We start from the raw sequence: 25,081 nt of genomic DNA, 5'->3' as shown, positions 1-25,081 counted from the left end.
ACCTCTATCACATTGACCACCCCGGAAAGCGGACTGGTTCTAATGTTATAGGGATTTTAGGTTACACTTTCAACGCAATTTCTGAGAAACCGCTTTCCAGTTTTGAACGCAAGTGCAGGAAAGCACCCTGCGATAACCGTTTCTGCCACACCCATTGTAAAACGTCGTTCGTCAGGGCAAGAAGCGCAAGTGGCACACAAAACGCTGCCCCTTGAGGATTAAGATGACAGACGTTTATACCCGTGTTTAAATAACAAAAAAGGCCAGAATCCTTATAGAATTTTGCGGATGGTGCAACAATGAGAGCGACGTCGGAAGAGCTGACAATCTTTGTCGCCGTGGTCGAAAGCGGCAGTTTTAGCCGCGCTGCCGAACAACTGGGACAGGCTAATTCTGCTATCAGCCGCTCGGTGAAAAAACTGGAGATGAAGCTGGGCGTGAGCCTTCTTAACAGAACCACCCGGCAGCTCAGTCTGACAGAAGAAGGCGAGCGGTATTTCCGCCGGGTACAGTCGGTTCTGCAGGAAATGGCTGCAGCAGAGACGGAGATAATGGAATCACGTAGCACACCGCGCGGATTGCTGCGAATTGATGCGGCTACCCCTGTCGTGCTGCACTTCCTGATGCCGCTGATTAAACCATTTCGTGAGCGATATCCTGAGATCACTCTTTCACTGGTCTCTTCTGAAACGTTCATCAACCTGATAGAACGGAAAGTTGATGTGGCAATTCGGGCGGGAACCTTAACAGATTCGAGCTTACGCGCTCGCCCACTCTTCACCAGCTATCGCAAGATCATCGCCTCGCCGCAGTACATCGCGCGGTCTGGAAAGCCTGAAACGGTCGAAGAGCTAAAGCAGCATATGTGTCTGGGCTTTACGGAACCCGTCTCGCTGAATACCTGGCCAGTCGCTTGCCATGATGGTCAGCTTCATGAAATCAGCTGTGGGTTATCATCTAACAGTGGTGAAACACTGAAGCAATTATGTCTGGAAGGAAATGGGATAGCGTGTCTATCTGACTATATGATCGATAAGGAAATTGCGCGTGGCGAACTTGTTGAGCTGATGGCGGATAAACGTCTGCCGGTTGAGATGCCTTTTAGCGCAGTGTATTACAGCGACAGAGCGGTAAGTACGCGCATACGTGCCTTTATCGACTTCCTTAGCGAGCATGTAAAAACAGCTCCCGAAGGAGCTGTGTGAGGGTTTAGAGTACAGAGGGTGGGTTAATATTAATCCCAGTCTGGTGCTAACCCTTCCGGGCTTACCAGGCGATCGTTACAATCCAGTGCAGCGATCGCTTTTTTGTCTTCGTCATCCAGTTGAAGATCTTTGGCTAACAGGTTGCTGGCCAGATTTTCACGTTTGGTTGAGGATGGGATAACTGCATAACCTTCACCCATTGCCCATGCCAGAATCACCTGTGCGGCCGTCGCGTTATGTTTCTCTGCGATACGAACAATCACGTCATCTTTCAAAGCCTTACCATAGGCCAGCGTCATATAGGAGGTGATGTGAATACCATGCTGTTTTGCCCAGTCCACCACTTTGCGGTTTTGCAGATAGGGGGAGAGTTCAATCTGGTTGGTCGCAATGTTTTCTGCGCCGACGGCGGCAATCGCCTTTTGCATCAGCGGGATGGTGAAATTGGAAATACCGATTTCACGCGTTAAACCCTGCTCTTTTGCTTCGAGCAATGCCTGCATAAACTCTTCCACAGAAACTGCTTCGTTTGGTGATGGCCAGTGGATCAGGGTGAGATCCACGTAATCGGTGCGTAGCTTTTTCAGGCTCTCTTTCAGGCCTGGGATCAGCTTGTCTTTGCTAAGGTTCTCGATCCAGATTTTGGTTGTGACGAAGAGTTCGTCACGTGGTACACCGCTCTCTTCGATTGCCTGCCCGACGGCAGCTTCATTTTCATATATCTGTGCCGTATCAACAGCGCGATAGCCAAGCTCAAGTGCGGTTTTAACAGATGCGATAACAATGTCGTCTTTCAGGCGGAAAGTGCCCAGACCAAATGCAGGGATAGCCATATAATCCTCGTTATTCATAATGATTGTTAACTGAGGAAGATTATCGCGGGTACGCTTATGCTGAAAAAGAGCGTAAAGTGCAGAGGGTTTTTGCTTATTTAGCAATAATTAGATGACGGGCAAGAAAAAAGCCCTGAGCGTTAACTCAGGGCTTTCAATAAGTGGCGGAACGGACGGGACTCGAACCCGCGACCCCCTGCGTGACAGGCAGGTATTCTAACCGACTGAACTACCGCTCCACCGAAGACTGCTTGTAACCACCGGATTAATGCACCGGCTTACTACGTAATTTGATGCCTGGCAGTTCCCTACTCTCGCATGGGGAGACCCCACACTACCATCGGCGCTACGGCGTTTCACTTCTGAGTTCGGCATGGGGTCAGGTGGGACCACCGCGCTACAGCCGCCAGGCAAATTCTGTTATCTGTATCAGGCTGAAAATATCGTCTCTCACCGCCAAAACATCTTCGGCGTTGTAAGGTTAAGCCTCACGGTTCATTAGTATCGGTTAGCTCAACGCATCGCTGCGCTTACACACCCGACCTATCAACGTCGTCGTCTTCAACGTTCCTTCAGGAGACTTTAAGTCTCAGGGAGAACTCATCTCGGGGCAAGTTTCGTGCTTAGATGCTTTCAGCACTTATCTCTTCCGCATTTAGCTACCGGGCAGTGCCATTGGCATGACAACCCGAACACCAGTGATGCGTCCACTCCGGTCCTCTCGTACTAGGAGCAGCCCCCCTCAGTTCTCCAGCGCCCACGGCAGATAGGGACCGAACTGTCTCACGACGTTCTAAACCCAGCTCGCGTACCACTTTAAATGGCGAACAGCCATACCCTTGGGACCTACTTCAGCCCCAGGATGTGATGAGCCGACATCGAGGTGCCAAACACCGCCGTCGATATGAACTCTTGGGCGGTATCAGCCTGTTATCCCCGGAGTACCTTTTATCCGTTGAGCGATGGCCCTTCCATTCAGAACCACCGGATCACTATGACCTGCTTTCGCACCTGCTCGCGCCGTCACGCTCGCAGTCAAGCCAGCTTATGCCATTGCACTAACCTCCTGATGTCCGACCAGGATTAGCTGACCTTCGTGCTCCTCCGTTACTCTTTGGGAGGAGACCGCCCCAGTCAAACTACCCACCAGACACTGTCCGCAACCCGGGTAACGGGTCCACGTTAGAACACCAGCCATTAAAGGGTGGTATTTCAAGGGCGGCTCCACGCAGACTGGCGTCCACGCTTCAAAGCCTCCCACCTATCCTACACATCAAGGACCAGTGTTCAGTGTCAAGCTATAGTAAAGGTTCACGGGGTCTTTCCGTCTTGCCGCGGGTACACTGCATCTTCACAGCGAGTTCAATTTCACTGAGTCTCGGGTGGAGACAGCCTGGCCATCATTACGCCATTCGTGCAGGTCGGAACTTACCCGACAAGGAATTTCGCTACCTTAGGACCGTTATAGTTACGGCCGCCGTTTACCGGGGCTTCGATCAAGAGCTTCGCGTTGCCGCTGACCCCATCAATTAACCTTCCGGCACCGGGCAGGCGTCACACCGTATACGTCCACTTTCGTGTTTGCACAGTGCTGTGTTTTTAATAAACAGTTGCAGCCAGCTGGTATCTTCGACTGATTTCAGCTCCACCCGCAGGGGCTTCACCTACATATCAGCGTGCCTTCTCCCGAAGTTACGGCACCATTTTGCCTAGTTCCTTCACCCGAGTTCTCTCAAGCGCCTTGGTATTCTCTACCTGACCACCTGTGTCGGTTTGGGGTACGATTTGATGTTACCTGATGCTTAGAGGCTTTTCCTGGAAGCAGGGCATTTGTCACTTCAGCACCGTAGTGCCTCGTCATCACACCTCAGCGTTAAAAGGTACCGGATTTACCTGGAACCTCCGCCTACATGCTTAAACCGGGACAACCGTCGCCCGGCCGACATAGCCTTCTCCGTCCCCCCTTCGCAGTAACACCAAGTACAGGAATATTAACCTGTTTCCCATCGACTACGCCTTTCGGCCTCGCCTTAGGGGTCGACTCACCCTGCCCCGATTAACGTTGGACAGGAACCCTTGGTCTTCCGGCGAGCGGGCTTTTCACCCGCTTTATCGTTACTTATGTCAGCATTCGCACTTCTGATACCTCCAGCAGCCCTCACAGGCCACCTTCAACGGCTTACAGAACGCTCCCCTACCCAACAACACATAGTGTCGCTGCCGCAGCTTCGGTGCATGGTTTAGCCCCGTTACATCTTCCGCGCAGGCCGACTCGACCAGTGAGCTATTACGCTTTCTTTAAATGATGGCTGCTTCTAAGCCAACATCCTGGCTGTCTGTGCCTTCCCACATCGTTTCCCACTTAACCATGACTTTGGGACCTTAGCTGGCGGTCTGGGTTGTTTCCCTCTTCACGACGGACGTTAGCACCCGCCGTGTGTCTCCCGTGATAACATTCTCCGGTATTCGCAGTTTGCATCGGGTTGGTAAGCCGGGATGGCCCCCTAGCCGAAACAGTGCTCTACCCCCGGAGATGAATTCACGAGGCGCTACCTAAATAGCTTTCGGGGAGAACCAGCTATCTCCCGGTTTGATTGGCCTTTCACCCCCAGCCACAGGTCATCCGCTAATTTTTCAACATTAGTCGGTTCGGTCCTCCAGTTAGTGTTACCCAACCTTCAACCTGCCCATGGCTAGATCACCGGGTTTCGGGTCTATACCCTGCAACTTAACGCCCAGTTAAGACTCGGTTTCCCTGCGGCTCCCCTATTCGGTTAACCTTGCTACAGAATATAAGTCGCTGACCCATTATACAAAAGGTACGCAGTCACCTAACAAGTAGGCTCCCACTGCTTGTACGTACACGGTTTCAGGTTCTTTTTCACTCCCCTCGCCGGGGTTCTTTTCGCCTTTCCCTCACGGTACTGGTTCACTATCGGTCAGTCAGGAGTATTTAGCCTTGGAGGATGGTCCCCCCATATTCAGACAGGATACCACGTGTCCCGCCCTACTCTTCGAGTTCACAGCATGTGCATTTTCGTGTACGGGACTATCACCCTGTACCGTCGGACTTTCCAGACCGTTCCACTAACACACACGCTGATTCAGACTCCGGGCTGCTCCCCGTTCGCTCGCCGCTACTGGGGGAATCTCGGTTGATTTCTTTTCCTCGGGGTACTTAGATGTTTCAGTTCCCCCGGTTCGCCTCGTTAACCTATGTATTCAGTTAACGATAGTGTGACGAATCACACTGGGTTTCCCCATTCGGACATCGCCGGGTCAAGGGTTCATATCACCTCGCCGGCGCTTTTCGCAGATTAGCACGTCCTTCATCGCCTCTGACTGCCAGGGCATCCACCGTGTACGCTTAGTCGCTTAACCTCACAACCCGAAGATGTTTCACTTCATGATTGCGAAAATTTGAGAGACTCGAACACACATTAACTGTGTGTCGTTTCAATTTTCAGCTTGATCCAGATTTTTAAAGAGCAAAACTTCGCAGTGCACCTTTTCAGGTTCACTCTGAAGTTTTCTTGTGTTCGCAGTAAAGATGGTGGAGCTATGCGGGATCGAACCGCAGACCTCCTGCGTGCAAAGCAGGCGCTCTCCCAGCTGAGCTATAGCCCCATCGTTTTGCCAATCTCTGTACCGGTAATTTTTCCTGAGACAAGGCGTGGTAACGCGAAGCATACATCAGTATGTGAGCGTTGCCGCAACGCAGTATCAGGGAAAATTTGGTAGGCCTGAGTGGACTTGAACCACCGACCTCACCCTTATCAGGGGTGCGCTCTAACCACCTGAGCTACAAGCCTGCAGAGATTTTTACTGCTGTTTTTTATCAGACAATCTGTGTGAGCACTACAAAGGCAGGTTCTTTAAGGTAAGGAGGTGATCCAACCGCAGGTTCCCCTACGGTTACCTTGTTACGACTTCACCCCAGTCATGAATCACAAAGTGGTAAGCGCCCTCCCGAAGGTTAAGCTACCTACTTCTTTTGCAACCCACTCCCATGGTGTGACGGGCGGTGTGTACAAGGCCCGGGAACGTATTCACCGTGGCATTCTGATCCACGATTACTAGCGATTCCGACTTCATGGAGTCGAGTTGCAGACTCCAATCCGGACTACGACGCACTTTATGAGGTCCGCTTGCCCTCGCGGGGTCGCTTCTCTTTGTATGCGCCATTGTAGCACGTGTGTAGCCCTGGTCGTAAGGGCCATGATGACTTGACGTCATCCCCACCTTCCTCCAGTTTATCACTGGCAGTCTCCTTTGAGTTCCCGGCCTAACCGCTGGCAACAAAGGATAAGGGTTGCGCTCGTTGCGGGACTTAACCCAACATTTCACAACACGAGCTGACGACAGCCATGCAGCACCTGTCTCACGGTTCCCGAAGGCACATTCTCATCTCTGAAAACTTCCGTGGATGTCAAGACCAGGTAAGGTTCTTCGCGTTGCATCGAATTAAACCACATGCTCCACCGCTTGTGCGGGCCCCCGTCAATTCATTTGAGTTTTAACCTTGCGGCCGTACTCCCCAGGCGGTCGACTTAACGCGTTAGCTCCGGAAGCCACGCCTCAAGGGCACAACCTCCAAGTCGACATCGTTTACGGCGTGGACTACCAGGGTATCTAATCCTGTTTGCTCCCCACGCTTTCGCACCTGAGCGTCAGTCTTTGTCCAGGGGGCCGCCTTCGCCACCGGTATTCCTCCAGATCTCTACGCATTTCACCGCTACACCTGGAATTCTACCCCCCTCTACAAGACTCCAGCCTGCCAGTTTCGAATGCAGTTCCCAGGTTGAGCCCGGGGATTTCACATCCGACTTGACAGACCGCCTGCGTGCGCTTTACGCCCAGTAATTCCGATTAACGCTTGCACCCTCCGTATTACCGCGGCTGCTGGCACGGAGTTAGCCGGTGCTTCTTCTGCGGGTAACGTCAATTGCTGTGGTTATTAACCACAACACCTTCCTCCCCGCTGAAAGTACTTTACAACCCGAAGGCCTTCTTCATACACGCGGCATGGCTGCATCAGGCTTGCGCCCATTGTGCAATATTCCCCACTGCTGCCTCCCGTAGGAGTCTGGACCGTGTCTCAGTTCCAGTGTGGCTGGTCATCCTCTCAGACCAGCTAGGGATCGTCGCCTAGGTGAGCCGTTACCCCACCTACTAGCTAATCCCATCTGGGCACATCTGATGGCAAGAGGCCCGAAGGTCCCCCTCTTTGGTCTTGCGACGTTATGCGGTATTAGCTACCGTTTCCAGTAGTTATCCCCCTCCATCAGGCAGTTTCCCAGACATTACTCACCCGTCCGCCGCTCGTCACCCAGGAGCAAGCTCCCTGTGTTACCGCTCGACTTGCATGTGTTAGGCCTGCCGCCAGCGTTCAATCTGAGCCATGATCAAACTCTTCAATTTAAGTTTGATGCTCGTGAATTAAACTTCGTAATGAATTACGTATGTTCACTCAGAGACTTGGTATTCATTTATTGTCCGAAGACATTAAGAATCCATGTCACTTTGAGTGCCCACACAGATTGTCTGATAAATTGTTAAAGAGCAGTTGCGACGCGCTTCAGCGCTCTGTCGCGAGGTGGCGTATATTACGCTTTCCTCTTTCAGAGTCAACCCTGATTTTCAGGATTTTTTCTCTTCAGCCGACCGGCTTGTCTGTGAAGTGATTCACATCCGCCGTGTCGATGGAGGCGCATTATAGGGAGCTGCCGAGGAATGACAAGCGGAAAAATGCATTTTTATTTCAATCGCTCATCTTTTCGACAAAGCGGCTATTTTTGGTGCTTTTTAATCTCCTGGGGCAGCTCTGCCAGGCTATTAATCACCCAATCCGCAGCATTCTCTGCTTCTGGCGTCACTGGCTTACCGGTGCGAACGAGTATTTTGGTCCCTACGCCAGCCGCGGTTGCCGCCTGCATATCTTCCAGCTTGTCACCCACCATATAAGAAGCGGCCATATCAATGTGCAGGAACTCCTGCGCAGAAATAAACATGCCCGGATGTGGCTTACGGCAGTCACAGGTCTGACGATACTCTTCTACTGTTCCTTGCGGGTGATGCGGGCAATAGTAGATGCCATCGAGATCAACACCACGATCGGCCAGTGACCAGTCCATCCATTCTGTCAGGGTTTCAAACTGTGCTTCAGTGAACTTGCCACGCGCAATACCGGACTGGTTAGTCACAACCACCAGTGCATAACCCATCTCTTTCAACTGGCGCATGGCATCTATTACGCCTTCGATAAACTCAAATTCATCAATCTCATGAACGTAACCGTGATCCACATTAATAGTGCCATCACGATCGAGAAAAATTGCGGGTACTGATTTTGCCACCGGTTTGCTCCTGAAAAAGGCATGTTCAGCTAGTATCTCATGAATCGCAGCGCAATAAAGTGCTCATCGTAAAGAGTTGGATTGATTTAGACGTCTGGATGCCTTAACATCCGTTTTGTTTACGGTCATCCCCCGTATCTGGCAGACGAAAATGCCACGGCTAACTTATATACGATAAAAATAATCTAATGATTAAACTTTCCAATATCACCAAAGTGTTCCAGCAGGGGAACCGAACCATTCAGGCGCTGAACAATGTCAGCCTGCATGTTCCTGCGGGTCAAATTTATGGCGTCATTGGCGCATCGGGTGCTGGTAAAAGTACGCTGATCCGTTGTGTTAACCTGCTTGAGCGCCCAACCCAGGGTAGCGTGGAAGTTGGCGGACAAGAGCTTACCGCCCTCTCAGAAAAAGAACTCACTAAAGCGCGTCGCCAGATCGGCATGATCTTCCAGCACTTTAACCTGCTGGCTTCCCGCACCGTGTTCGGCAACGTCGCCTTACCGCTGGAGCTGGACAACACGCCTAAAGAAGAAGTTAAGCGTCGCGTAACTGAATTGCTGGACCTCGTAGGTCTGGGTGATAAGCATGATAGTTACCCGGCGAATCTGTCCGGTGGACAAAAGCAGCGTGTGGCTATCGCCCGTGCGCTGGCCAGTAATCCAAAAGTGCTGCTGTGCGATGAAGCCACCAGCGCGTTAGATCCGGCCACGACACGTTCTATTCTGGAATTGCTGAAGGACATTAACCGTCGCCTGGGCCTGACCATCCTCCTTATTACGCATGAAATGGATGTGGTGAAACGCATCTGCGATTGTGTGGCGGTGATCAGCAACGGCGAACTGATCGAGCAGGACACGGTAAGTGAGGTGTTCTCGCACCCGAAGACCCCGCTGGCACAGCAGTTTATTCAGTCCACGCTGCATCTGGATATTCCGGAAGATTATCTGGAACGTTTGAAAACAGAAGCGACAGCAGACAGCGTCCCGATGCTGCGCATGGAGTTCACCGGCCAGTCCGTCGACGCACCGCTGCTTTCCGAAACCGCGCGTCGCTTTAACGTGAACAACAACATCATCAGCGCGCAGATGGATTACGCCGGTGGCGTGAAGTTCGGCATCATGCTGACGGAAATGCACGGCACACAAGAAGAAACCCAGGCGGCGATTGCCTGGCTGCAAGAACATCACGTAAAAGTAGAGGTACTGGGTTATGTCTGAGCCGATGATGTGGCTACTGGTTCGCGGCGTATGGGAAACGCTGGCAATGACCTTCGTATCGGGTTTCTTTGGTTTCGTGATTGGCCTGCCGGTCGGCGTACTGCTGTACGTAACGCGTCCAGGTCAAATCATTGAGAACGCGAAGCTGTATCGCACGCTCTCTGCGCTGGTGAACATCTTCCGCTCTATCCCGTTTATTATTCTGCTGGTATGGATGATTCCATTTACCCGCGTGATCGTTGGCACCTCCATTGGTTTGCAGGCGGCCATCGTTCCGCTGACCGTCGGTGCTGCGCCGTTTATCGCCCGTATGGTGGAGAACGCTCTGCTGGAAATTCCAACCGGTCTGATCGAAGCCTCCCGCGCGATGGGTGCCACGCCGATGCAGATCGTGCGTAAAGTTCTGCTTCCTGAAGCGCTGCCGGGCCTGGTGAATGCGGCAACCATCACCCTTATTACTCTGGTCGGTTATTCCGCAATGGGTGGTGCGGTCGGCGCAGGTGGTTTAGGGCAGATTGGTTACCAGTACGGCTATATTGGTTATAACGCTACCGTAATGAATACCGTTCTGGTATTGCTGGTTGTTCTGGTTTATTTAATCCAGTTCTCTGGCGATCGCATCGTCCGGGCAGTTACTCACAAATAACGTTACACACAACACAAACTCGACGAGTTAAGGATATAACATGGCGTTTAAATTAAAGACCTTTGCAGCGGTAGGCGCGCTGATCGGCTCTCTGGCACTGGTGGGTTGCGGTCAGGACGAAAAAGATCCAAACCACATTAAAGTGGGCGTTATTGTGGGCGCAGAACAGCAGGTTGCTGAAGTGGCTCAGAAAGTGGCGAAAGAGAAATATGGCCTGGACGTTGAGCTGGTCACTTTCAATGATTACGTTCTGCCGAACGAAGCGCTGAGCAAAGGCGATATCGACGCCAACGCCTTCCAGCACAAACCATATCTGGATCAGCAGATCAAAGATCGCGGCTACAAGCTGGTTGGCGTGGGTAACACCTTTGTTTACCCAATTGCCGGTTACTCCAAAAAAATCAAATCGCTGGACGAACTGCAGCCGGGCTCTCAGGTCGCTGTGCCTAACGATCCAACCAACCTCGGCCGTTCCCTGCTGCTGCTGCAGAAAGTGGGCCTGATCAAACTGAAAGAGGGTGTTGGCCTGCTGCCGACCGTTCTGGACGTCACCGAGAATCCGAAAAATCTGAAAATTGTCGAACTGGAAGCGCCACAGCTGCCACGTTCTCTTGACGATGCGCAGATTGCCCTGGCGGTTATCAACACCACTTATGCCAGCCAGATTGGTCTGACGCCAGCGAAAGACGGCATCTTCGTTGAAGACAAAGACTCCCCGTACGTCAACCTGATCGTGACTCGCGAAGACAATAAAGACGCAGAGAACGTGAAAAAATTCGTTCAGGCGTATCAGTCTGACGAAGTGTACCAGGAAGCCAACAAGGTGTTTAACGGCGGCGCTGTTAAAGGCTGGTAATCTCACCGCAGTGTAATATCATCAAGACGGGCTTCTGCCCGTCTTGTCATTTGTGCAGTCAACTGATTCAATATCTGACGTTTTGATTATCCACTGAGGAACTATTATGCGTGCTTTACCGATCTGTCTTTTAGCACTCATGCTGAGCGGCTGTTCTATGCTAAGCAGATCTCCTGTTGAACCTGTTCAAAGCACTGCAACCCCGCCAAAAGCGGAGCCAGCAAAACCGAAAGCGCCTCGTCCTGCGCCGGTACGTATTATTACTAAGGCCGACGATCTCGTGGGCAAACCATTCCGTGAACTGGGTGAAGTGAGCGGCGAATCCTGCCAGGCAACGAATCAGGACTCCCCACCGAACATCCCGACAGCCCGTAAACGTATGCAGATTAACGCGTCAAAAATGAAAGCCAATGCGGTACTGCTGCACAGCTGCGAAGTCACCAGCGGTACACCGGGCTGCTACCGTCAGGCGGTTTGCATCGGTTCTGCGCTTAACATTACGGCGAAATGAGTTCATTTCAGTTCGGGCAGATTGGCGTTATCCGCTCCCCTTATAAAGAGAAGTTCGCCGTCCCGCGCCAGCCTGGCCTGGTCACAAGCGGCGGCGGCGAGCTTCACTTGATCGCGCCTTACAATCAGGCCGATGCGGTACGCGGGCTGGAAGCGTTCAGCCACCTGTGGGTTGTCTTTGTGTTTCACCAGACAATGGAAGGCGGCTGGCGACCAACCGTGCGCCCTCCTCGTCTGGGGGGCAACGCCCGAATGGGTGTGTTCGCGACCCGCTCAACCTTCCGTCCAAACCCAATCGGTATGTCGCTGGTCGAGCTGAAAGGCATACGTTGCCAGAAGGACCAGGTGATACTGGAGTTAGGTAGCCTTGACCTGGTAGACGGCACGCCGGTGATCGATATCAAGCCGTATTTACCCTTCGCTGAAGCGCTACCGGATGCCCGCGCCAGCTACGCTCAGGAAGCACCGCCGGCTGATATGCCCGTTTCTTTCACACCTGAATTAACAGCACATATCAGCCAACTGGAAAAACGTTATCCCCGCTTGCGGGACTTTATCGTTGACGTTCTGGCTCAGGACCCCCGTCCAGCCTACCGTAAAGAAGAGGAAGCCGGGAAAACGTACGCCGTCTGGCTGCTGGATTTTAACGTTCGCTGGCGCGTGACAGAGGCGGGTTTTGAAGTCTTTGCCCTGGAACCCAGGTAATTTTATTCTCCTCTCTTTTGGCATCTTTGCCACACTGGTAAACTAAACCACTTTTTTTGTATCAGGCTGGTGTTTCAGCCTGTTCCAATCGTCGAAATGGAACCGTAACAACATGCGTACTAGCCAATATCTGCTCTCCACCCTGAAGGAGACACCTGCCGACGCCGAAGTGATCAGCCACCAGCTGATGCTACGCGCCGGGATGATCCGCAAGCTGGCCTCCGGGTTATACACCTGGCTGCCGACCGGCGTGCGCGTCCTGAAAAAAGTCGAAAACATCGTGCGCGAAGAGATGAACAACGCCGGTGCAATCGAGGTGTCCATGCCTGTGGTTCAGCCCGCTGACCTCTGGCAGGAGAGCGGTCGCTGGGAGCAGTATGGCCCGGAACTGCTGCGCTTCGTCGACCGCGGCGAGCGTCCATTCGTTCTCGGCCCAACGCATGAAGAAGTCATCACCGATCTGATTCGTAATGAGCTGAGCTCTTACAAACAGCTGCCGCTGAACTTCTTCCAGATCCAGACCAAGTTCCGTGACGAAGTGCGTCCACGCTTTGGCGTCATGCGCTCCCGTGAATTCCTGATGAAAGATGCTTACTCTTTCCATACCTCTCAGGAATCCCTGCAGGAGACCTACGACAAAATGTACGAGGCTTACAGTAAAATCTTCTCCCGTATGGGTCTGGATTTCCGTGCTGTACAGGCGGATACCGGTTCTATCGGCGGTAGCGCATCTCATGAATTCCAGGTGCTGGCACAGAGCGGTGAAGACGATGTGATCTTCTCTGACTCCTCTGATTACGCTGCGAACATTGAGTTTGCTGAAGCGTTGGCACCAAAAGCGCCGCGTGCCGCTGCCACCGAAGAGATGAAACTGGTTGATACGCCAAACGCGAAAACCATCGCTGAGCTGGTTGAGCAGTTTAATTTGCCGGTTGAGAAAACGGTAAAAACGCTGCTGGTGAAATCCACCGAAGGCAGCACATACCCGCTGGTTGCCCTGCTGGTGCGTGGCGATCACGAACTGAACGAAGTGAAAGCTGAGAAGCTGCCGCAGGTTGCCAGCCCGCTGACGTTCGCTACGGAAGCGGAAATCCGCGCTGTCGTTAACGCAGGTCCAGGTTCCCTGGGTCCAGTCAATATGCCAGTCCCAGTGGTCGTTGACCGCACGGTAGCCGCGATGAGCGACTTCTCCGCTGGCGCGAACATCGACGGCAAGCACTATTTCGGCATCAACTGGGATCGCGATGTGGCGACGCCAGAAGTGGCGGACATCCGTAACGTGGTTGCTGGCGATCCAAGCCCGGACGGCCAGGGTACGCTGATGATCAAACGTGGTATCGAAGTCGGTCATATCTTCCAGCTGGGTGATAAATACTCTCGCGCGCTGAATGCTGCCGTACAGGGTGAAGATGGCCGTAATCAGATCCTGACCATGGGTTGTTACGGTATCGGGGTGACGCGTGTAGTGGCTGCCGCTATCGAGCAGAACTATGACGAACGCGGTATCGTCTGGCCGGATAATATCGCGCCATTCCAGGTCGCAATCCTGCCAATGAACATGCACAAGTCATACCGTGTGCAGGAACTGGCTGAGAAGCTGTACGCCGAACTGCGCGCGCAGGGTATCGAAGTGCTGATGGACGATCGTAAAGAGCGCCCTGGCGTGATGTTTGCCGATATGGAACTGATCGGTATTCCGCACACCATTGTCATCGGCGACCGTAACCTTGATAGCGACGAGATTGAATACAAATACCGTCGCAGCGGCGAGAAGCAGATGATCAAGACTGGCGACATTCTTGATTACCTGGTGAAAGCCATCAAAGGTTAAGAAACAAAAAACCCCGCCAGTGCGGGGTTTTTTAATGGGTAACTCTTACTTGCTTTCGCAGTCTTTCCCCGCAGCAAACTTCGCGTCTTTATCTGCCACCAGCGTTTTCACCAGCTCGCCGCTGTCCGGGTTTGGCTCAAGCGTAAAGTGGCCGTCAACCGTCAGCAATACTGGTTTACTGTCATTGCCGCGCGCAACGGCATAATCGCGCTCCAGCTGAGCATTGTTCGCCACGCTGACTTTCTTACCGGTGGCGCAGTCGGTAAAGATCGCCGCATCCGCCATATAGAAATACATGCCCCGCATCGCCATTGGCGTTGCAGGCAGCGCCGCTTTCACCGGAGCCAGCGTGTAGTTGAACTGGGACTCAATCGGGTTGCCGTCACGATCGAGCATCTCCATGCTCTCCCCTTTAGGACGGAACCAGGTTTTATCGCCGGTGGTATCGGTCAATACCAGCTTCTCAGCCGTACGCGCCCACGTTCCGTAAGTCGCAAACGATGACGGTTCTTTAGCACCCTGATAGCGCTGGTTCATCACCCATGTGCCATCTTTTTCCAGGAACAGTGAAGTTTCGATACCTTCACAATCCGCACACGGTAATACGCCGCGCCAGCTCTGCTGCATCGGCTTTAATTCTTCATTCTGCGTGGGCTGCAATACCTGCGTTTCTGAACGGTTGTTACACCCGAAAAGCGCAAACAGTGTACTCACTGCCAGTGCTGACCATAATGCTTTTTTCACAATGAATTCCTTATGAAAAGTGTGTTCCCTTTCGCCACGTTATGGGTGACGAACTTTACCGCGTAGTGCTTTCACTGTGGATTTTTGTGCCTTCGACGACAACCGGCGCTCTTTCGAGGCGCGAGTAGGACGTGTTGCCCGACGGCTTTTTTGCACTGCAGTTAACTCTTTTATGACCGCCACCAGCCTGGAAAGTGCCGCCTCCCGGTTTAACTCCTGGCTGCGGTACTCCTGTGCTTTGATCACGATGACACCGTCGCTGGTAATCAGGTGATGGCTGGCAGCGAGCAGACTTTCTTTATAATACTCTGGCAGGCTGGAGGCCCGAATGTCAAAGCGCAAGTGGATAGCCGTTGAGGCCTTGTTAACATGCTGCCCACCCGCACCCTGAGCACGGATTGCCGTAATCTCCAGCTCGTTATCAGGGATGCTGACGTTTCGGGACAGAACAATCATGACGCAGGCTGCCAGGCCGTTAAGTGAATTTCCAGATTATTCTGAGAATCAGAGAGCCAGATTGCGCCGTCCTGAATGGTTGCCTGCAAAACCATAGTGCGCCCGGCAAATTCACTCAAGCGCGCCAGTTGATCATCATCCAGATACCAGACGGTAAGATTTTTAAACTGCCCGCATTTGCTCTTGTTTTGTTGCCACCAAATCTCTGCAGCACGCTGATTATACGCGAATAACGCCACTTCAGCCGACTGGGTGCACGCCTTTTTAATCCGGCGTTCATCCGGCAGGCCGAGTTCAATCCACAGGTCGATACCCAGGTGATCGTTGCGCAGCCAGGCCTCTGGCTCGTCTTCCGCACTTAAGCCACGGGTAAACTGCAAACGCTCGTCGGCATACTTCACCCACGCCAGCAAGCGCAGCATCATACGCTCCTGGGTTTCGGAGGGGTGACGCGCCAGCGTTAATGACGCATCCAGAAACTGGTTACGGTCAAGATCCGCTACATTGACCACAGCTTTATAAATTGTCGCTTTCAGCGCCATGAGGAAACTCCTTTCGAATCAGGTGCGCATTGTAGCGAAAACCGCAGCAAAAGGCTGTTACAGATGATGAACCGCCCCCAATCAAGGCGCTGATATTGCTTAAATGAGTATGGTATAGTCACCTTGCTAAACCGAGTTTATCTTCGTAGGCTTAAGGGTATCTCACAGTAAGTCAGTGCGCTGGCGGGAGGGGATGTGAATAATTATTGTGAGTTAATTCGCAAACGGTATGCGGAAATCGCCAGCGGAGATCTGGGGTATGTCCCGGACGCGTTGGGCTGTGTATTGAAAGTGCTTAATGAAGTGGCCTCTGATGAGCGCCTTTCAGAATCGGTCAGGGAAAAAGCAGCGTATGCTGCTGCGAATTTACTGGTGAGCGATTATGTCGATGAATGATACTTATCAACCCATCAATTGTGATGACTATGACAACCTCGAACTCGCCTGCCAGCATCATTTAATACTGACGCTGGAGCTAAAAGATGGCGAAGTATTGAAGGCAAAAGCCAACGATCTGGTTTCACGTAAGAATGTGGAATATCTGATAGTGGAAAATGCCGGTGCGACGCGTGAGCTTCGCCTGGACAAAATAGCCAGCTTCAGCCACCCGGAAATCGGCACCGTCGTGGTGAGCGAGTCCTGATATCACTAACGGGTAGCCTTGCTGCCCGTTACACTTTCCATTCAAAACAAACGCCTTTTTCACTCCACCCCTCTTCCGTCACGAATACGCCCGCAGCCGCAATCAGCGTCTCGCCATAAAACAACAGCGGAGTGGTATCTCGCCGCCAGGGGGGGACATTATTCTCCTGCCAGATCTTCTTCAGTTTACGCCCGCCATTACGCCCGACAATATGCAACATACCGCTGGCTTTAAACCGCACGGTAACCTTCTCACCAGCCTCAGGCAGGCGCACGTTACCCATTTTAGCCAGAGAAACGACTCCCGCATCACATGGCAGCACCAGCGGATCTCCTGGCATCGGCCAGTCGAGCACAACGTCAACAAGCGACGGCGTAGATTTTATCCACCAGAGTTGCCCCTGATAGCGTCTCACGTCAAAGCCGTTTAAATGCACACACGGAGAAGCATCCTCGCGCGACAGGGCCACTTCATCCCAGATACGGTTTAGCATTGTGCGGGATGGCATAACCGCATTGTGCGTCGCCAGCCAGCGGCGTAACAACGCGGCACGACGCACCGCGCTCATCGCGTCTAATGGCGCGATCGCCAGCGCCCCATCATCTGACGTCAATGCTGTCAGCTCGTCGCTCAGCAACTCATCCAGCAGCGTTTCCTGTTCGGCGCATAGCGCAGCACTTCTTGCTGTAGCCTCGGCAAAATGGGGCCAGCGCTCAGTCAGCAATGGAATGACGTGCAGACGCAGGAAATTACGGTCATAGCTGGCATCCTGGTTGCTCTCATCTTCAATCCAGCTCAATTGATGCTGGCGCGCCCAGGCTTCCAGTGAAGCGCGCGTTTCACCCAGCAATGGTCGAATTAAATGCGTACCGGCAAAATCAGTACGTTCAGGCATGGCGGATAACCCCGCCGGACCACTTCCCCGCTTCAGTGCGAGCAAAAAGGTCTCGCACTGGTCATCCAGATGTTGCGCCGTGATCAGCGCTTCTGAGGGTTGCAGCGCGCTGGCAAACGCAGCGTAGCGGGCTTTTCGCGCCTGCGCTTCAGTGCCCAGACCTTCCTGCCGGAGGCTTACCCGCTCAACAATGAGCGGAATTGACCACTGCGCGCATAACGCTTCACAGTGCGCCACCCATTCGTCGGCATGTTGACTGAGCCCGTGATGGATATGCATCGCCCGTAACTGAACGTCAGGCTCCTGGTCACGCCAGCGTTTAAGCCGATGGAGCAGAACGGTGGAATCCAGACCACCGCTAAACCCCACCAGCAGTTGGCGGTACGGTGAAACGGCTTGCGCAATAACGGGTAGGGTCATAGAAAATTACACATAAAAATGCCCGAACTGAGCGGGCATTATCACACAGGATGAGAATTACTGCTGGTAAAGCTCCAGCGGGAGGCCGTCCGGATCGTTGAAGAAAGTAAAACGCTTGCTGGTAAAAGGGTCGATACGAATCGCTTCGCACTTTACACCGTGCTCTTCCAGATATTTTACCGCGCGATCGAGATCATCGACACTGAAAGCAAGATGACGAAGCCCGCAGGCTTCCGGGCGCGATGGACGCGCAGGCGGGAAGGGAAAGGAGAACAGCTCAATGACATATTGCCCGTTTAATGCCAGGTCACCTTTCCAGGAATCTCGCTCCTCACGGTATACCTCGCTTAACAGCGTAAAGCCCAGGATGTCGCAGTAGAACGCCTTACTTTTCGCGTAATCGGTGGCAATGATCGCAATATGATGAACCTGTTTTAAACCCAGCATAGCTTCTCCTTTTTATGATGCCTGAACGTTACAACCGACAACCCGCCCCTGGCAAGCGGTCACCTTTATTTTAGGACTCGGACCCAGTACGCGCCGTTCTCATCACGCTTCGCGCCATGGATATCTGTCTCAAAGCCCGGATAATGACGCCCGACAGAGCAGAGCATCAGCAGAAAATCGAGCACCGCCCGGCTCTTCTCAGTGATCATCTCTCCCGGCATCAGAAGAGGCACGCCAGGCGGATAAGGCAGGATCATATTGGCTGAGACGCGCCCGACCAGGTTTTCCAGCTCAATGGTCTCCACCTCGCCTTTCACCTGACGCTGCCACGCCTTGTGCGGCGTCAGCTTCATCTCCGGCAACACGTCAAACGCCTGTAGCATCAGGCGCGGCAGATCGTGCTGGCGGATCAGTTTGTGGATACCCTGCGCCAGATCCTGGATGCGCATGTTGCGGTAGAAGTCAGGATCTTCTGCATAGAGATCAGGAAGCATGTTTTTGACCCGCAGGTTTAGATCGTAGGCACGCTTAAACTCCATCAGGCCACGCAATAGCCCCATCGCACGGGTTTTGTCTATCCCAATGCTGAACAGGAATAACAGGTTATAGGGTCCGGTCTTTTCCACCACCACACCACGTTCATCAAGGAACTTCGCCACCAGCGCAGCGGGTATCCCTTCATCGCCCATGACACCCTGCTCGTCCATGCCCGGCGTCAGGATCGTCACTTTCACCGGGTCAAGGAACATATGGTCCGCATCGGCATCACGAAAGCCGTGCCAGCTTGCACCCGGCGCGACAGACCAGCACTCCGCCTCTTCAATCTCTTCCGGCTGCCAGATATCAAAGAACCAGCCGTCGGCTTCATCTTTCAGTCGCTGGACTTCTTTGCGGAAATGCAGCGCCCGTTCCACCGAACGATTGATCAGACGTTTGCCCGGATTGCCACGCAGCATTGCCGCCGCCGTTTCAATGGATGCCACCAGGGGATAGCTCGGCGAAGTAGTGGTGTGCATCATAAAGGCTTCGTTAAACGTGTCCTCGTCATATTCGCCTTTGATGTGAATGAGCGAGGCCTGGGAAAATGCTGCCAGCATCTTGTGGGTCGACTGGGTTTCGAAGAACACTTTGCCCGGCACGCGCTCGCCGCTCATGCCACTTTTCCCTTCGTAAATCGGATGGAAATTGGTGTAAGGCACCCACGCGGAATCAAAGTGGATTGAGGGCACATCCAGCGTCTGTTTGATCCAGTTCGTGTTGTACAGCAGCCCGTCATAGGTAGAGTTGGTGATCACCGCATGGATTGGCCAACTTGCCTCAGGGATCGCCGCAACTTTGTTTTCAATGGCAGCATGCGTGAATTCACGGCGTGGAATGCCGCCAAGAATACCAAGCGCGTTACGCGTGGGAGACAGCCATAGCGGTACAACATCGCTCATCATCAGTAAATGGGCCAGAGACTTGTGGCAGTTACGGTCGATCAATAGCGTACTGCCAGCCGGGGCGGCGTACATGCCGACAATTTTGTTTGAGGTCGAGGTGCCGTTGGTCACCATATAACTCTGCTCGGCACCGAAGGTGCGGGCAATATACTCTTCGGCTTCCAGATGCGGTCCGGTATGGTCAAGCAACGAGCCTAGCTCCGTCACCGAAATCGACACGTCCGCTTTCAGCGTGTTTCCGCCAAAGAAATCATAAAACAGGCAACCCACCGGGCTTTTCTGATAGGCCGTTCCCGCCATATGACCTGGCGTACAGAAAGTATATTTTCCTTCCTTTACGTAGGTGAAAAGCGCACGGGTAAACGGCGGCGTGATGTTATCAAGATATTCCCCGGTGTATTGCTGAATACGGGTCGCAATATCTTCCGCCACGCCGAGGGAGTATTCAAAGAACCACAGCGCCATACGCATATCGTGGGCGCTGACATCCATCGTCGAGTGAGTGTTGATAAACGCATACAGCGGGAGATATTCATTCAGCTTGTTAATATCGCTGCACAGCTCCAGATCGTATTCGTCCCAGTCGAAGATCACGCCGCAGATACGCGGGTTATGCTCGATGAATTTCAGCAGATCGGCGCTGTTGTGCGGCCAGATAAGCTGGAATCCACGGGATTGCAGGGCTTGCTCCAGCTCCTTGATGGGCTCGTCTTTATAAAAGACACCGTGTGGCCCCATAATGGCAATAATATTCACGGGTTACCTCCTTGAAAAACATTAGCTAAGCATAGCCAGGCTAAACCGCAGGTATAAAAAAAGCCGCAACAGTGTGCGGCTTTTCAGATAATTGTGAAACTTACGCGTAACCGTAGGTCATCAGGCGCTGGTAACGACGGTTAAGCAAATCTTCTTTGCTCAGCACGTCCAGATCCGCCAGGTCTGCCAACAGTTGTGCTTTCAGAGACGCGGCCATCACTTCTGGCTTACGATGCGCCCCCCCCAGTGGTTCCGGGATCACGGTGTCGATCAGCTTCAGCTCTTTCAGGCGCGGAGCAATGATGCCCATCGCTTCTGCAGCCAGCGGCGCTTTATCGGCGCTCTTCCACAGAATAGACGCACAACCTTCCGGAGAGATAACGGAATAGGTGCTGTACTGCAGCATATTCACTTTATCGCCCACGCCAATCGCCAGCGCACCACCGGAGCCACCTTCACCGATAACGGTACAGATGACCGGCACGCTCAGGCGAGACATCTCACGCAGGTTACGCGCGATGGCTTCAGACTGACCGCGCTCTTCTGCACCCACGCCAGGATAAGCACCTGGGGTGTCGATAAAGGTGATGATGGGCATGTTGAAGCGCTCAGCCATCTCCATCAGGCGCAGCGCCTTACGGTAACCTTCTGGTGCAGGCATACCAAAGTTACGACGGATTTTCTCTTTGGTTTCGCGGCCTTTCTGATGACCAATGATCATCACCGGGCGTCCGTCCAGACGTGCGATACCGCCCACGATAGCTTTATCGTCAGCGTATGCGCGATCGCCTGCCAGTTCGTCAAATTCATCAAACGCCAGGCGGACATAATCCAGGGTGTACGGGCGCTGAGGGTGACGCGCCAACTGGGCGATCTGCCATGCGCCGAGATCGGCAAAGATTTTGCGCGTCAGTTCTACGCTTTTTTCACGCAGACGATGCACTTCTTCGTCGATGTTAATATCCAGTTTTTCATCCTGACGGCTCACTGCTGTCAGAGAATCGATTTTCGCTTCCAGCTCAGCAATCGGCTGTTCGAAATCAAGGAAATTCAGACTCATAGTATTCCTGTATTAGTCAAACTCCAGTTCCACCTGCTCCGAACCAATGAGGCCACGCAGATCGTTCAGTAAACGATCGCTCGGAGAGACACGCCACGTTGCACCAAAGCGCAACCGCGCACGTGCATCCGCCCTCTGATAGTAGAGATGTACTGGAATGGTCCCCGAGCGGTGGGGTTCCAGAGACTGACGGAGTCGGTTTAAAAGCTGGTCATCAATTTGCCTGTCCGTCAGCGAGATAGCAAGCCCGCGAGCATATTTTTCACGGGCTTCGTCAATGTCCATCACTTCGCGGGCGGTCATTTTAAGCCCGCCGCTGAAGTCATCAAAGCTGACCTGTCCGCTGACGATAAGTATGCGGTCTTTTTCCAGCAATTGCTGGTATTTATCCAGCGCGTCGGTGAACAACATCACCTCCAGACGCCCGGAACGGTCATCCAGCGTACAGATGCCGATACGATTGCCGCGCTTGGTGACCATTACCCTTGCAGCAATCACGAGCCCCGCAGCCGTGGTGATTTTACCACGTTCTGTCGGATGCATGTCTTTCAGCCGGTAGCCTCCGACATAGCGCTCAATTTCTTTGATGTACTGGTTGATTGGGTGGCCCGTCAGGTACAAACCTAACGTTTCGCGCTCACCATCCAGTACCACCTGTTCAGGCCACGGCTGGCAGCTGGCGTAGGACTGCTCAATCTGCTCCGGCTCTTCCGCCAGCACGCCGAACATATCCGCCTGGCCGATCGCTTCCGCTTTCGCGTGCTGATCGGCGGCTTTCAGGGCATCGCCCAGCGAGTTCATCAGCGCAGCACGGTGCGGCCCCAGCCTGTCGAACGCGCCGGACATGATCAGTTTTTCGAGCACGCGACGGTTCAGTTTTTTGGTATCGGTACGGGCGCAAAGATCAAACAATTCGCGGAAATACCCGCCGTTGTTACGCGCTTCGATGATCGCCTCGATCGGGCCTTCCCCCACGCCTTTGATCGCGCCGATGCCGTAAACAATTTCACCCTCGTCGTTGACGTGGAAATGATAGAGGCCCGAATTGATATCCGGCGGCAGGATCTTAAGCCCCATGCGCCAGCACTCATCCACCAGGCCAACCACCTTCTCGGTGTTATCCATATCGGCGGTCATGACTGCCGCCATGAATTCAGCGGGATAGTGCGCTTTCAGCCACAGCGTCTGATATGACACCAAAGCATAGGCAGCGGAGTGCGATTTGTTAAATCCGTAACCGGCGAATTTCTCCACCAGGTCGAAGATTTTCATCGCCAGCTCGCCGTCAACGCCGTTTTTCTTCGCCCCGTCTTCAAAGATGGAACGCTGCTTGGCCATCTCTTCCGGCTTTTTCTTACCCATCGCACGACGCAGCATGTCCGCGCCGCCAAGCGTATAGCCGGAAAGCACCTGGGCAATCTGCATAACCTGTTCCTGATACAGGATAATGCCGTAGGTTGGCTCCAGTACCGGTTTCAGGCTTTCATGCTGCCACTGAACATCCGGGTAAGAAATCTCTTCGCGCCCGTGCTTACGGTCGATAAAGTTATCAACCATGCCCGACTGCAGCGGCCCCGGACGGAACAGGGCCACGAGCGCGATCATATCTTCGAAGCAGTCAGGCTGCAGACGTTTAATCAGATCTTTCATGCCGCGGGATTCAAGCTGGAAGACGGCTGTCGTCTCCGAGCGCTGCAGCATGTCGAAACTTTTCTTGTCATCCAGCGGGATGGCCGCGATATCCAGCGGCGGTTCGCCGTTCTTCTCGCGGCGGGCGTTGATCATCTCCAGCGCCCAGTTGATGATGGTCAGCGTGCGCAGACCGAGGAAGTCGAACTTCACCAGCCCGGCATATTCAACGTCGTTTTTATCAAACTGAGTGACCGGGTGCTGGCCCGCTTCATCACAGTAAAGCGGTGCAAAGTCGGTAATTTTGGTCGGGGCGATAACCACGCCCCCCGCATGCTTACCGGCGTTACGCGTCACGCCTTCCAGCTTGCGCGCCATGTCGATCAGCGCTTTAACTTCTTCGTCGGCTTCGTAGATCTCCGGCAGTTGCGGCTCAGCTTCAAACGCTTTTGCCAGCGTCATGCCGGGATCGGGCGGCACCAGTTTAGAGATGCGGTCGACAAAGCCGTATGGATGCCCCAGCACACGGCCCACGTCGCGGATTACCGCTTTCGCCGCCATTGTACCGAAGGTAATAATTTGCGATACCGCATCACGGCCGTACATGTCTGCTACATGCTCAATAACCTGGTCGCGTTTCTCCATACAGAAGTCAACGTCGAAGTCGGGCATGGAGACACGTTCCGGGTTAAGGAAACGTTCGAACAGCAGGTCAAATTCCAGCGGGTCGAGGTCGGTGATTTTCAGCGCATAGGCTACCAGTGAGCCGGCACCGGAGCCACGGCCCGGACCTACAGGTACGCCGTTATCCTTCGACCACTGGATAAACTCCATTACGATCAGGAAGTAGCCTGGGAAGCCCATCTGGTTGATCACCTGAAGTTCAATATCCAGGCGCTCGTCGTATTCAGGGCGCTTCTCTTTACGGACCGCTTCATCCGGGAAGAGGAATTCCAGACGCTCTTCCAGACCTTCTTTCGATTTCATGACCAGGAAATCTTCCGTGGTCATATCTCCCGTCGGGAACTGCGGCAAGAAGTATTCGCCGAGGCGCACGGTCACGTTACAGCGCTTGGCAATCTCTACGCTGTTTTCCAGCGCTTCCGGGATGTCGGAGAAGAGCTCGCACATCTCCTCTTCGCTGCGCATATATTGCTGCGATGAGTAGTTGCGCGGGCGTTTCGGATCGTCGAGGGTGAAGCCGTCATGGATTGCTACGCGGATCTCATGTGCATCGAAATCACCTGACTCAAGGAAGCGCACGTCATTGGTCGCCACCACAGGCAGGCCGCGCTCTTCGGCAAGCGCGACCGCAGCATGCAGATAGCTCTCTTCATCTGCGCGGCCGGTGCGGATCAGTTCCAGGTAAAAACGATCCGGGAAATGCTCTTCGTAGAACGACACGCATTGATCAACCAGCGCACTATTACCACGCAGCAGGCTTTTACCGACATCGCCCATACGGCCACCAGAGATCAGCAGCAGACCTTCATTCAGTTCCGCCAGCCAGTCGCGATCGATCCATGGCCCCAGCGCACCATAGCCGCGCTGATAGGCTTTGGAAATCAGCAGAGTGAGATTCTGATAGCCGATGTTGTTCATTGCCAGCACGGAAATCTGCGCCAATTCATCGCCAAGCAGATCGCTCTGGACATGAAAATCCGCGCCAACAATGGGTTTTATCCCCGCGCCGTGCGCCGTTCCGTAGAACTTCACCAGGCCACACAGGTTGGTAAAATCGGTGATCGCCAGCGCAGGCATGCCAAGCGCGGCCGCCTTTTTCACCAGCGGCCCGGTCTTTGCCAGCCCATCGATCATGGAGTAGTCGCTATGCACCCGCAGGTGTACGAAACGTGGTTCAGCCATCTTCAGATTCCGCGTTACT

At 53.4% G+C, this 25,081-nt stretch carries 19 protein-coding genes, 3 tRNA genes and 3 rRNA genes; 9 read left to right on the top strand and 16 right to left on the bottom strand.

Annotation, left to right across the window (positions count from 1 at the left end; all coding sequences use genetic code 11):
- Window positions 1–299: 299 nt before the first annotated feature.
- Complete coding sequence (yafC, locus tag EoCCA6_RS16380; protein WP_152083538.1) at window positions 300–1,205, top strand: DNA-binding transcriptional regulator YafC; 906 nt, start codon at window positions 300–302, stop codon at window positions 1,203–1,205.
- A gap of 29 nt (window positions 1,206–1,234) precedes the next feature.
- On the opposite strand, the gene dkgB is transcribed toward yafC, so the two are convergent.
- From dkgB to gmhB, 8 genes are all read right to left on the bottom strand, one after another.
- Window positions 1,235–2,038 (bottom strand): 2,5-didehydrogluconate reductase DkgB, encoded by an 804-nt coding sequence (gene dkgB, locus EoCCA6_RS16375; RefSeq protein ID WP_152083537.1) that lies wholly within the window; start codon window positions 2,036–2,038, stop codon window positions 1,235–1,237.
- A 162-nt stretch (window positions 2,039–2,200) separates the two neighbouring features.
- Window positions 2,201–2,277 (bottom strand) — tRNA-Asp (locus tag EoCCA6_RS16370).
- A gap of 56 nt (window positions 2,278–2,333) precedes the next feature.
- A 5S ribosomal RNA gene (gene rrf, locus EoCCA6_RS16365) occupies window positions 2,334–2,449 on the bottom strand.
- A 66-nt stretch (window positions 2,450–2,515) separates the two neighbouring features.
- Window positions 2,516–5,419 (bottom strand): 23S ribosomal RNA (locus EoCCA6_RS16360).
- 170 nt (window positions 5,420–5,589) lie between these two features.
- Window positions 5,590–5,665: transfer RNA gene (locus EoCCA6_RS16355), tRNA-Ala, on the bottom strand.
- Window positions 5,666–5,773: 108 nt separating this feature from the next.
- Window positions 5,774–5,850: transfer RNA gene (locus EoCCA6_RS16350), tRNA-Ile, on the bottom strand.
- A gap of 69 nt (window positions 5,851–5,919) precedes the next feature.
- Window positions 5,920–7,459: ribosomal RNA gene (locus EoCCA6_RS16345) — 16S ribosomal RNA — on the bottom strand.
- Together the 16S, 23S and 5S rRNA genes with 3 tRNA genes alongside form the textbook arrangement of a ribosomal RNA operon.
- A 368-nt stretch (window positions 7,460–7,827) precedes the next feature.
- Window positions 7,828–8,394 carry a D-glycero-beta-D-manno-heptose 1,7-bisphosphate 7-phosphatase gene (gene gmhB / locus EoCCA6_RS16340; RefSeq protein ID WP_152083536.1) on the bottom strand — a complete coding sequence of 189 codons (567 nt, stop codon included), beginning with the start codon at window positions 8,392–8,394 and terminating at the stop codon, window positions 7,828–7,830.
- Between the two features lie 188 nt (window positions 8,395–8,582).
- On the opposite strand from gmhB, the gene metN reads away from it, so the two are divergent.
- From metN to proS, 6 genes are all read left to right on the top strand, one after another.
- On the top strand, window positions 8,583–9,614 hold the full coding sequence (metN, locus tag EoCCA6_RS16335; protein ID WP_028015600.1) for a methionine ABC transporter ATP-binding protein MetN: 1,032 nt from the start codon (window positions 8,583–8,585) through the stop codon (window positions 9,612–9,614).
- Window positions 9,607–10,260: a methionine ABC transporter permease MetI gene (locus tag EoCCA6_RS16330; protein ID WP_003856130.1), complete on the top strand. Its 654-nt coding sequence runs from the start codon at window positions 9,607–9,609 to the stop codon at window positions 10,258–10,260. Before metN ends, EoCCA6_RS16330 begins: the two co-directional genes overlap by 8 nt.
- A gap of 40 nt (window positions 10,261–10,300) precedes the next feature.
- The gene (gene metQ / locus EoCCA6_RS16325) at window positions 10,301–11,116 is read left to right on the top strand and encodes a methionine ABC transporter substrate-binding lipoprotein MetQ (protein WP_152083535.1); all 816 of its coding nucleotides are present in this window, start codon (window positions 10,301–10,303) and stop codon (window positions 11,114–11,116) included.
- A gap of 106 nt (window positions 11,117–11,222) precedes the next feature.
- Entirely contained in the window at window positions 11,223–11,627 is a 405-nt protein-coding gene (gene rcsF / locus EoCCA6_RS16320; protein WP_010426664.1) for an Rcs stress response system protein RcsF, read from the top strand.
- Entirely contained in the window at window positions 11,624–12,331 is a 708-nt protein-coding gene (gene tsaA / locus EoCCA6_RS16315; RefSeq protein WP_152083534.1) for a tRNA (N6-threonylcarbamoyladenosine(37)-N6)-methyltransferase TrmO, read from the top strand. Before rcsF ends, tsaA begins: the two co-directional genes overlap by 4 nt.
- A 112-nt stretch (window positions 12,332–12,443) precedes the next feature.
- Entirely contained in the window at window positions 12,444–14,162 is a 1,719-nt protein-coding gene (proS, locus tag EoCCA6_RS16310) for a proline--tRNA ligase (RefSeq protein WP_152083533.1), read from the top strand.
- Between the two features lie 45 nt (window positions 14,163–14,207).
- Here the strand turns inward: proS and nlpE are convergent, their stop codons facing one another.
- Genes nlpE through EoCCA6_RS16295 form a run of 3 tightly spaced genes read right to left on the bottom strand, consistent with a single transcriptional unit; the run spans window position 14,208 to window position 15,904 of the window.
- A complete protein-coding gene (gene nlpE / locus EoCCA6_RS16305) occupies window positions 14,208–14,906 on the bottom strand; it encodes an envelope stress response activation lipoprotein NlpE (RefSeq protein WP_152083532.1) in 699 nt (232 codons plus the stop codon).
- A gap of 39 nt (window positions 14,907–14,945) precedes the next feature.
- Window positions 14,946–15,362, bottom strand: a complete 417-nt coding sequence (arfB, locus tag EoCCA6_RS16300) for an alternative ribosome rescue aminoacyl-tRNA hydrolase ArfB (RefSeq protein ID WP_080328763.1) — start codon at window positions 15,360–15,362, stop codon at window positions 14,946–14,948.
- The gene (locus EoCCA6_RS16295) at window positions 15,359–15,904 is read right to left on the bottom strand and encodes a YaeQ family protein (protein WP_152083531.1); all 546 of its coding nucleotides are present in this window, start codon (window positions 15,902–15,904) and stop codon (window positions 15,359–15,361) included. Before EoCCA6_RS16295 ends, arfB begins: the two co-directional genes overlap by 4 nt.
- Window positions 15,905–16,099: 195 nt before the next feature.
- Here EoCCA6_RS16295 and EoCCA6_RS16290 point away from each other — a divergent pair, with 195 nt between their 5' ends.
- Entirely contained in the window at window positions 16,100–16,300 is a 201-nt protein-coding gene (locus EoCCA6_RS16290) for a YaeP family protein (protein WP_152083530.1), read from the top strand.
- Window positions 16,287–16,547: a Rho-binding antiterminator gene (rof, locus tag EoCCA6_RS16285; protein WP_152083529.1), complete on the top strand. Its 261-nt coding sequence runs from the start codon at window positions 16,287–16,289 to the stop codon at window positions 16,545–16,547. Before EoCCA6_RS16290 ends, rof begins: the two co-directional genes overlap by 14 nt.
- A gap of 28 nt (window positions 16,548–16,575) precedes the next feature.
- Here the strand turns inward: rof and tilS are convergent, their stop codons facing one another.
- The 5 genes from tilS to dnaE form a co-directional block, all read right to left on the bottom strand.
- Entirely contained in the window at window positions 16,576–17,862 is a 1,287-nt protein-coding gene (gene tilS / locus EoCCA6_RS16280) for a tRNA lysidine(34) synthetase TilS (protein WP_152083528.1), read from the bottom strand.
- A 57-nt stretch (window positions 17,863–17,919) separates the two neighbouring features.
- The gene (locus EoCCA6_RS16275; RefSeq protein ID WP_152083527.1) at window positions 17,920–18,309 is read right to left on the bottom strand and encodes a VOC family protein; all 390 of its coding nucleotides are present in this window, start codon (window positions 18,307–18,309) and stop codon (window positions 17,920–17,922) included.
- Window positions 18,310–18,374: 65 nt separating this feature from the next.
- Window positions 18,375–20,507 carry a lysine decarboxylase LdcC gene (locus tag EoCCA6_RS16270; RefSeq protein ID WP_152083526.1) on the bottom strand — a complete coding sequence of 711 codons (2,133 nt, stop codon included), beginning with the start codon at window positions 20,505–20,507 and terminating at the stop codon, window positions 18,375–18,377.
- Between the two features lie 100 nt (window positions 20,508–20,607).
- A complete protein-coding gene (gene accA / locus EoCCA6_RS16265; RefSeq protein ID WP_006810033.1) occupies window positions 20,608–21,567 on the bottom strand; it encodes an acetyl-CoA carboxylase carboxyl transferase subunit alpha in 960 nt (319 codons plus the stop codon).
- A gap of 12 nt (window positions 21,568–21,579) precedes the next feature.
- Window positions 21,580–25,062, bottom strand: a complete 3,483-nt coding sequence (gene dnaE, locus EoCCA6_RS16260) for a DNA polymerase III subunit alpha (protein ID WP_152083525.1) — start codon at window positions 25,060–25,062, stop codon at window positions 21,580–21,582.
- Between the last annotated feature and the right edge of the window lie 19 nt (window positions 25,063–25,081).

This window comes from Enterobacter oligotrophicus (assembly GCF_009176645.1).
Lineage (GTDB): Bacteria > Pseudomonadota > Gammaproteobacteria > Enterobacterales > Enterobacteriaceae > Enterobacter > Enterobacter oligotrophicus.
The sequence above is the reverse complement of the archived record's forward strand: the minus strand, read 5'-3'. Positions and strand labels throughout refer to the sequence as shown.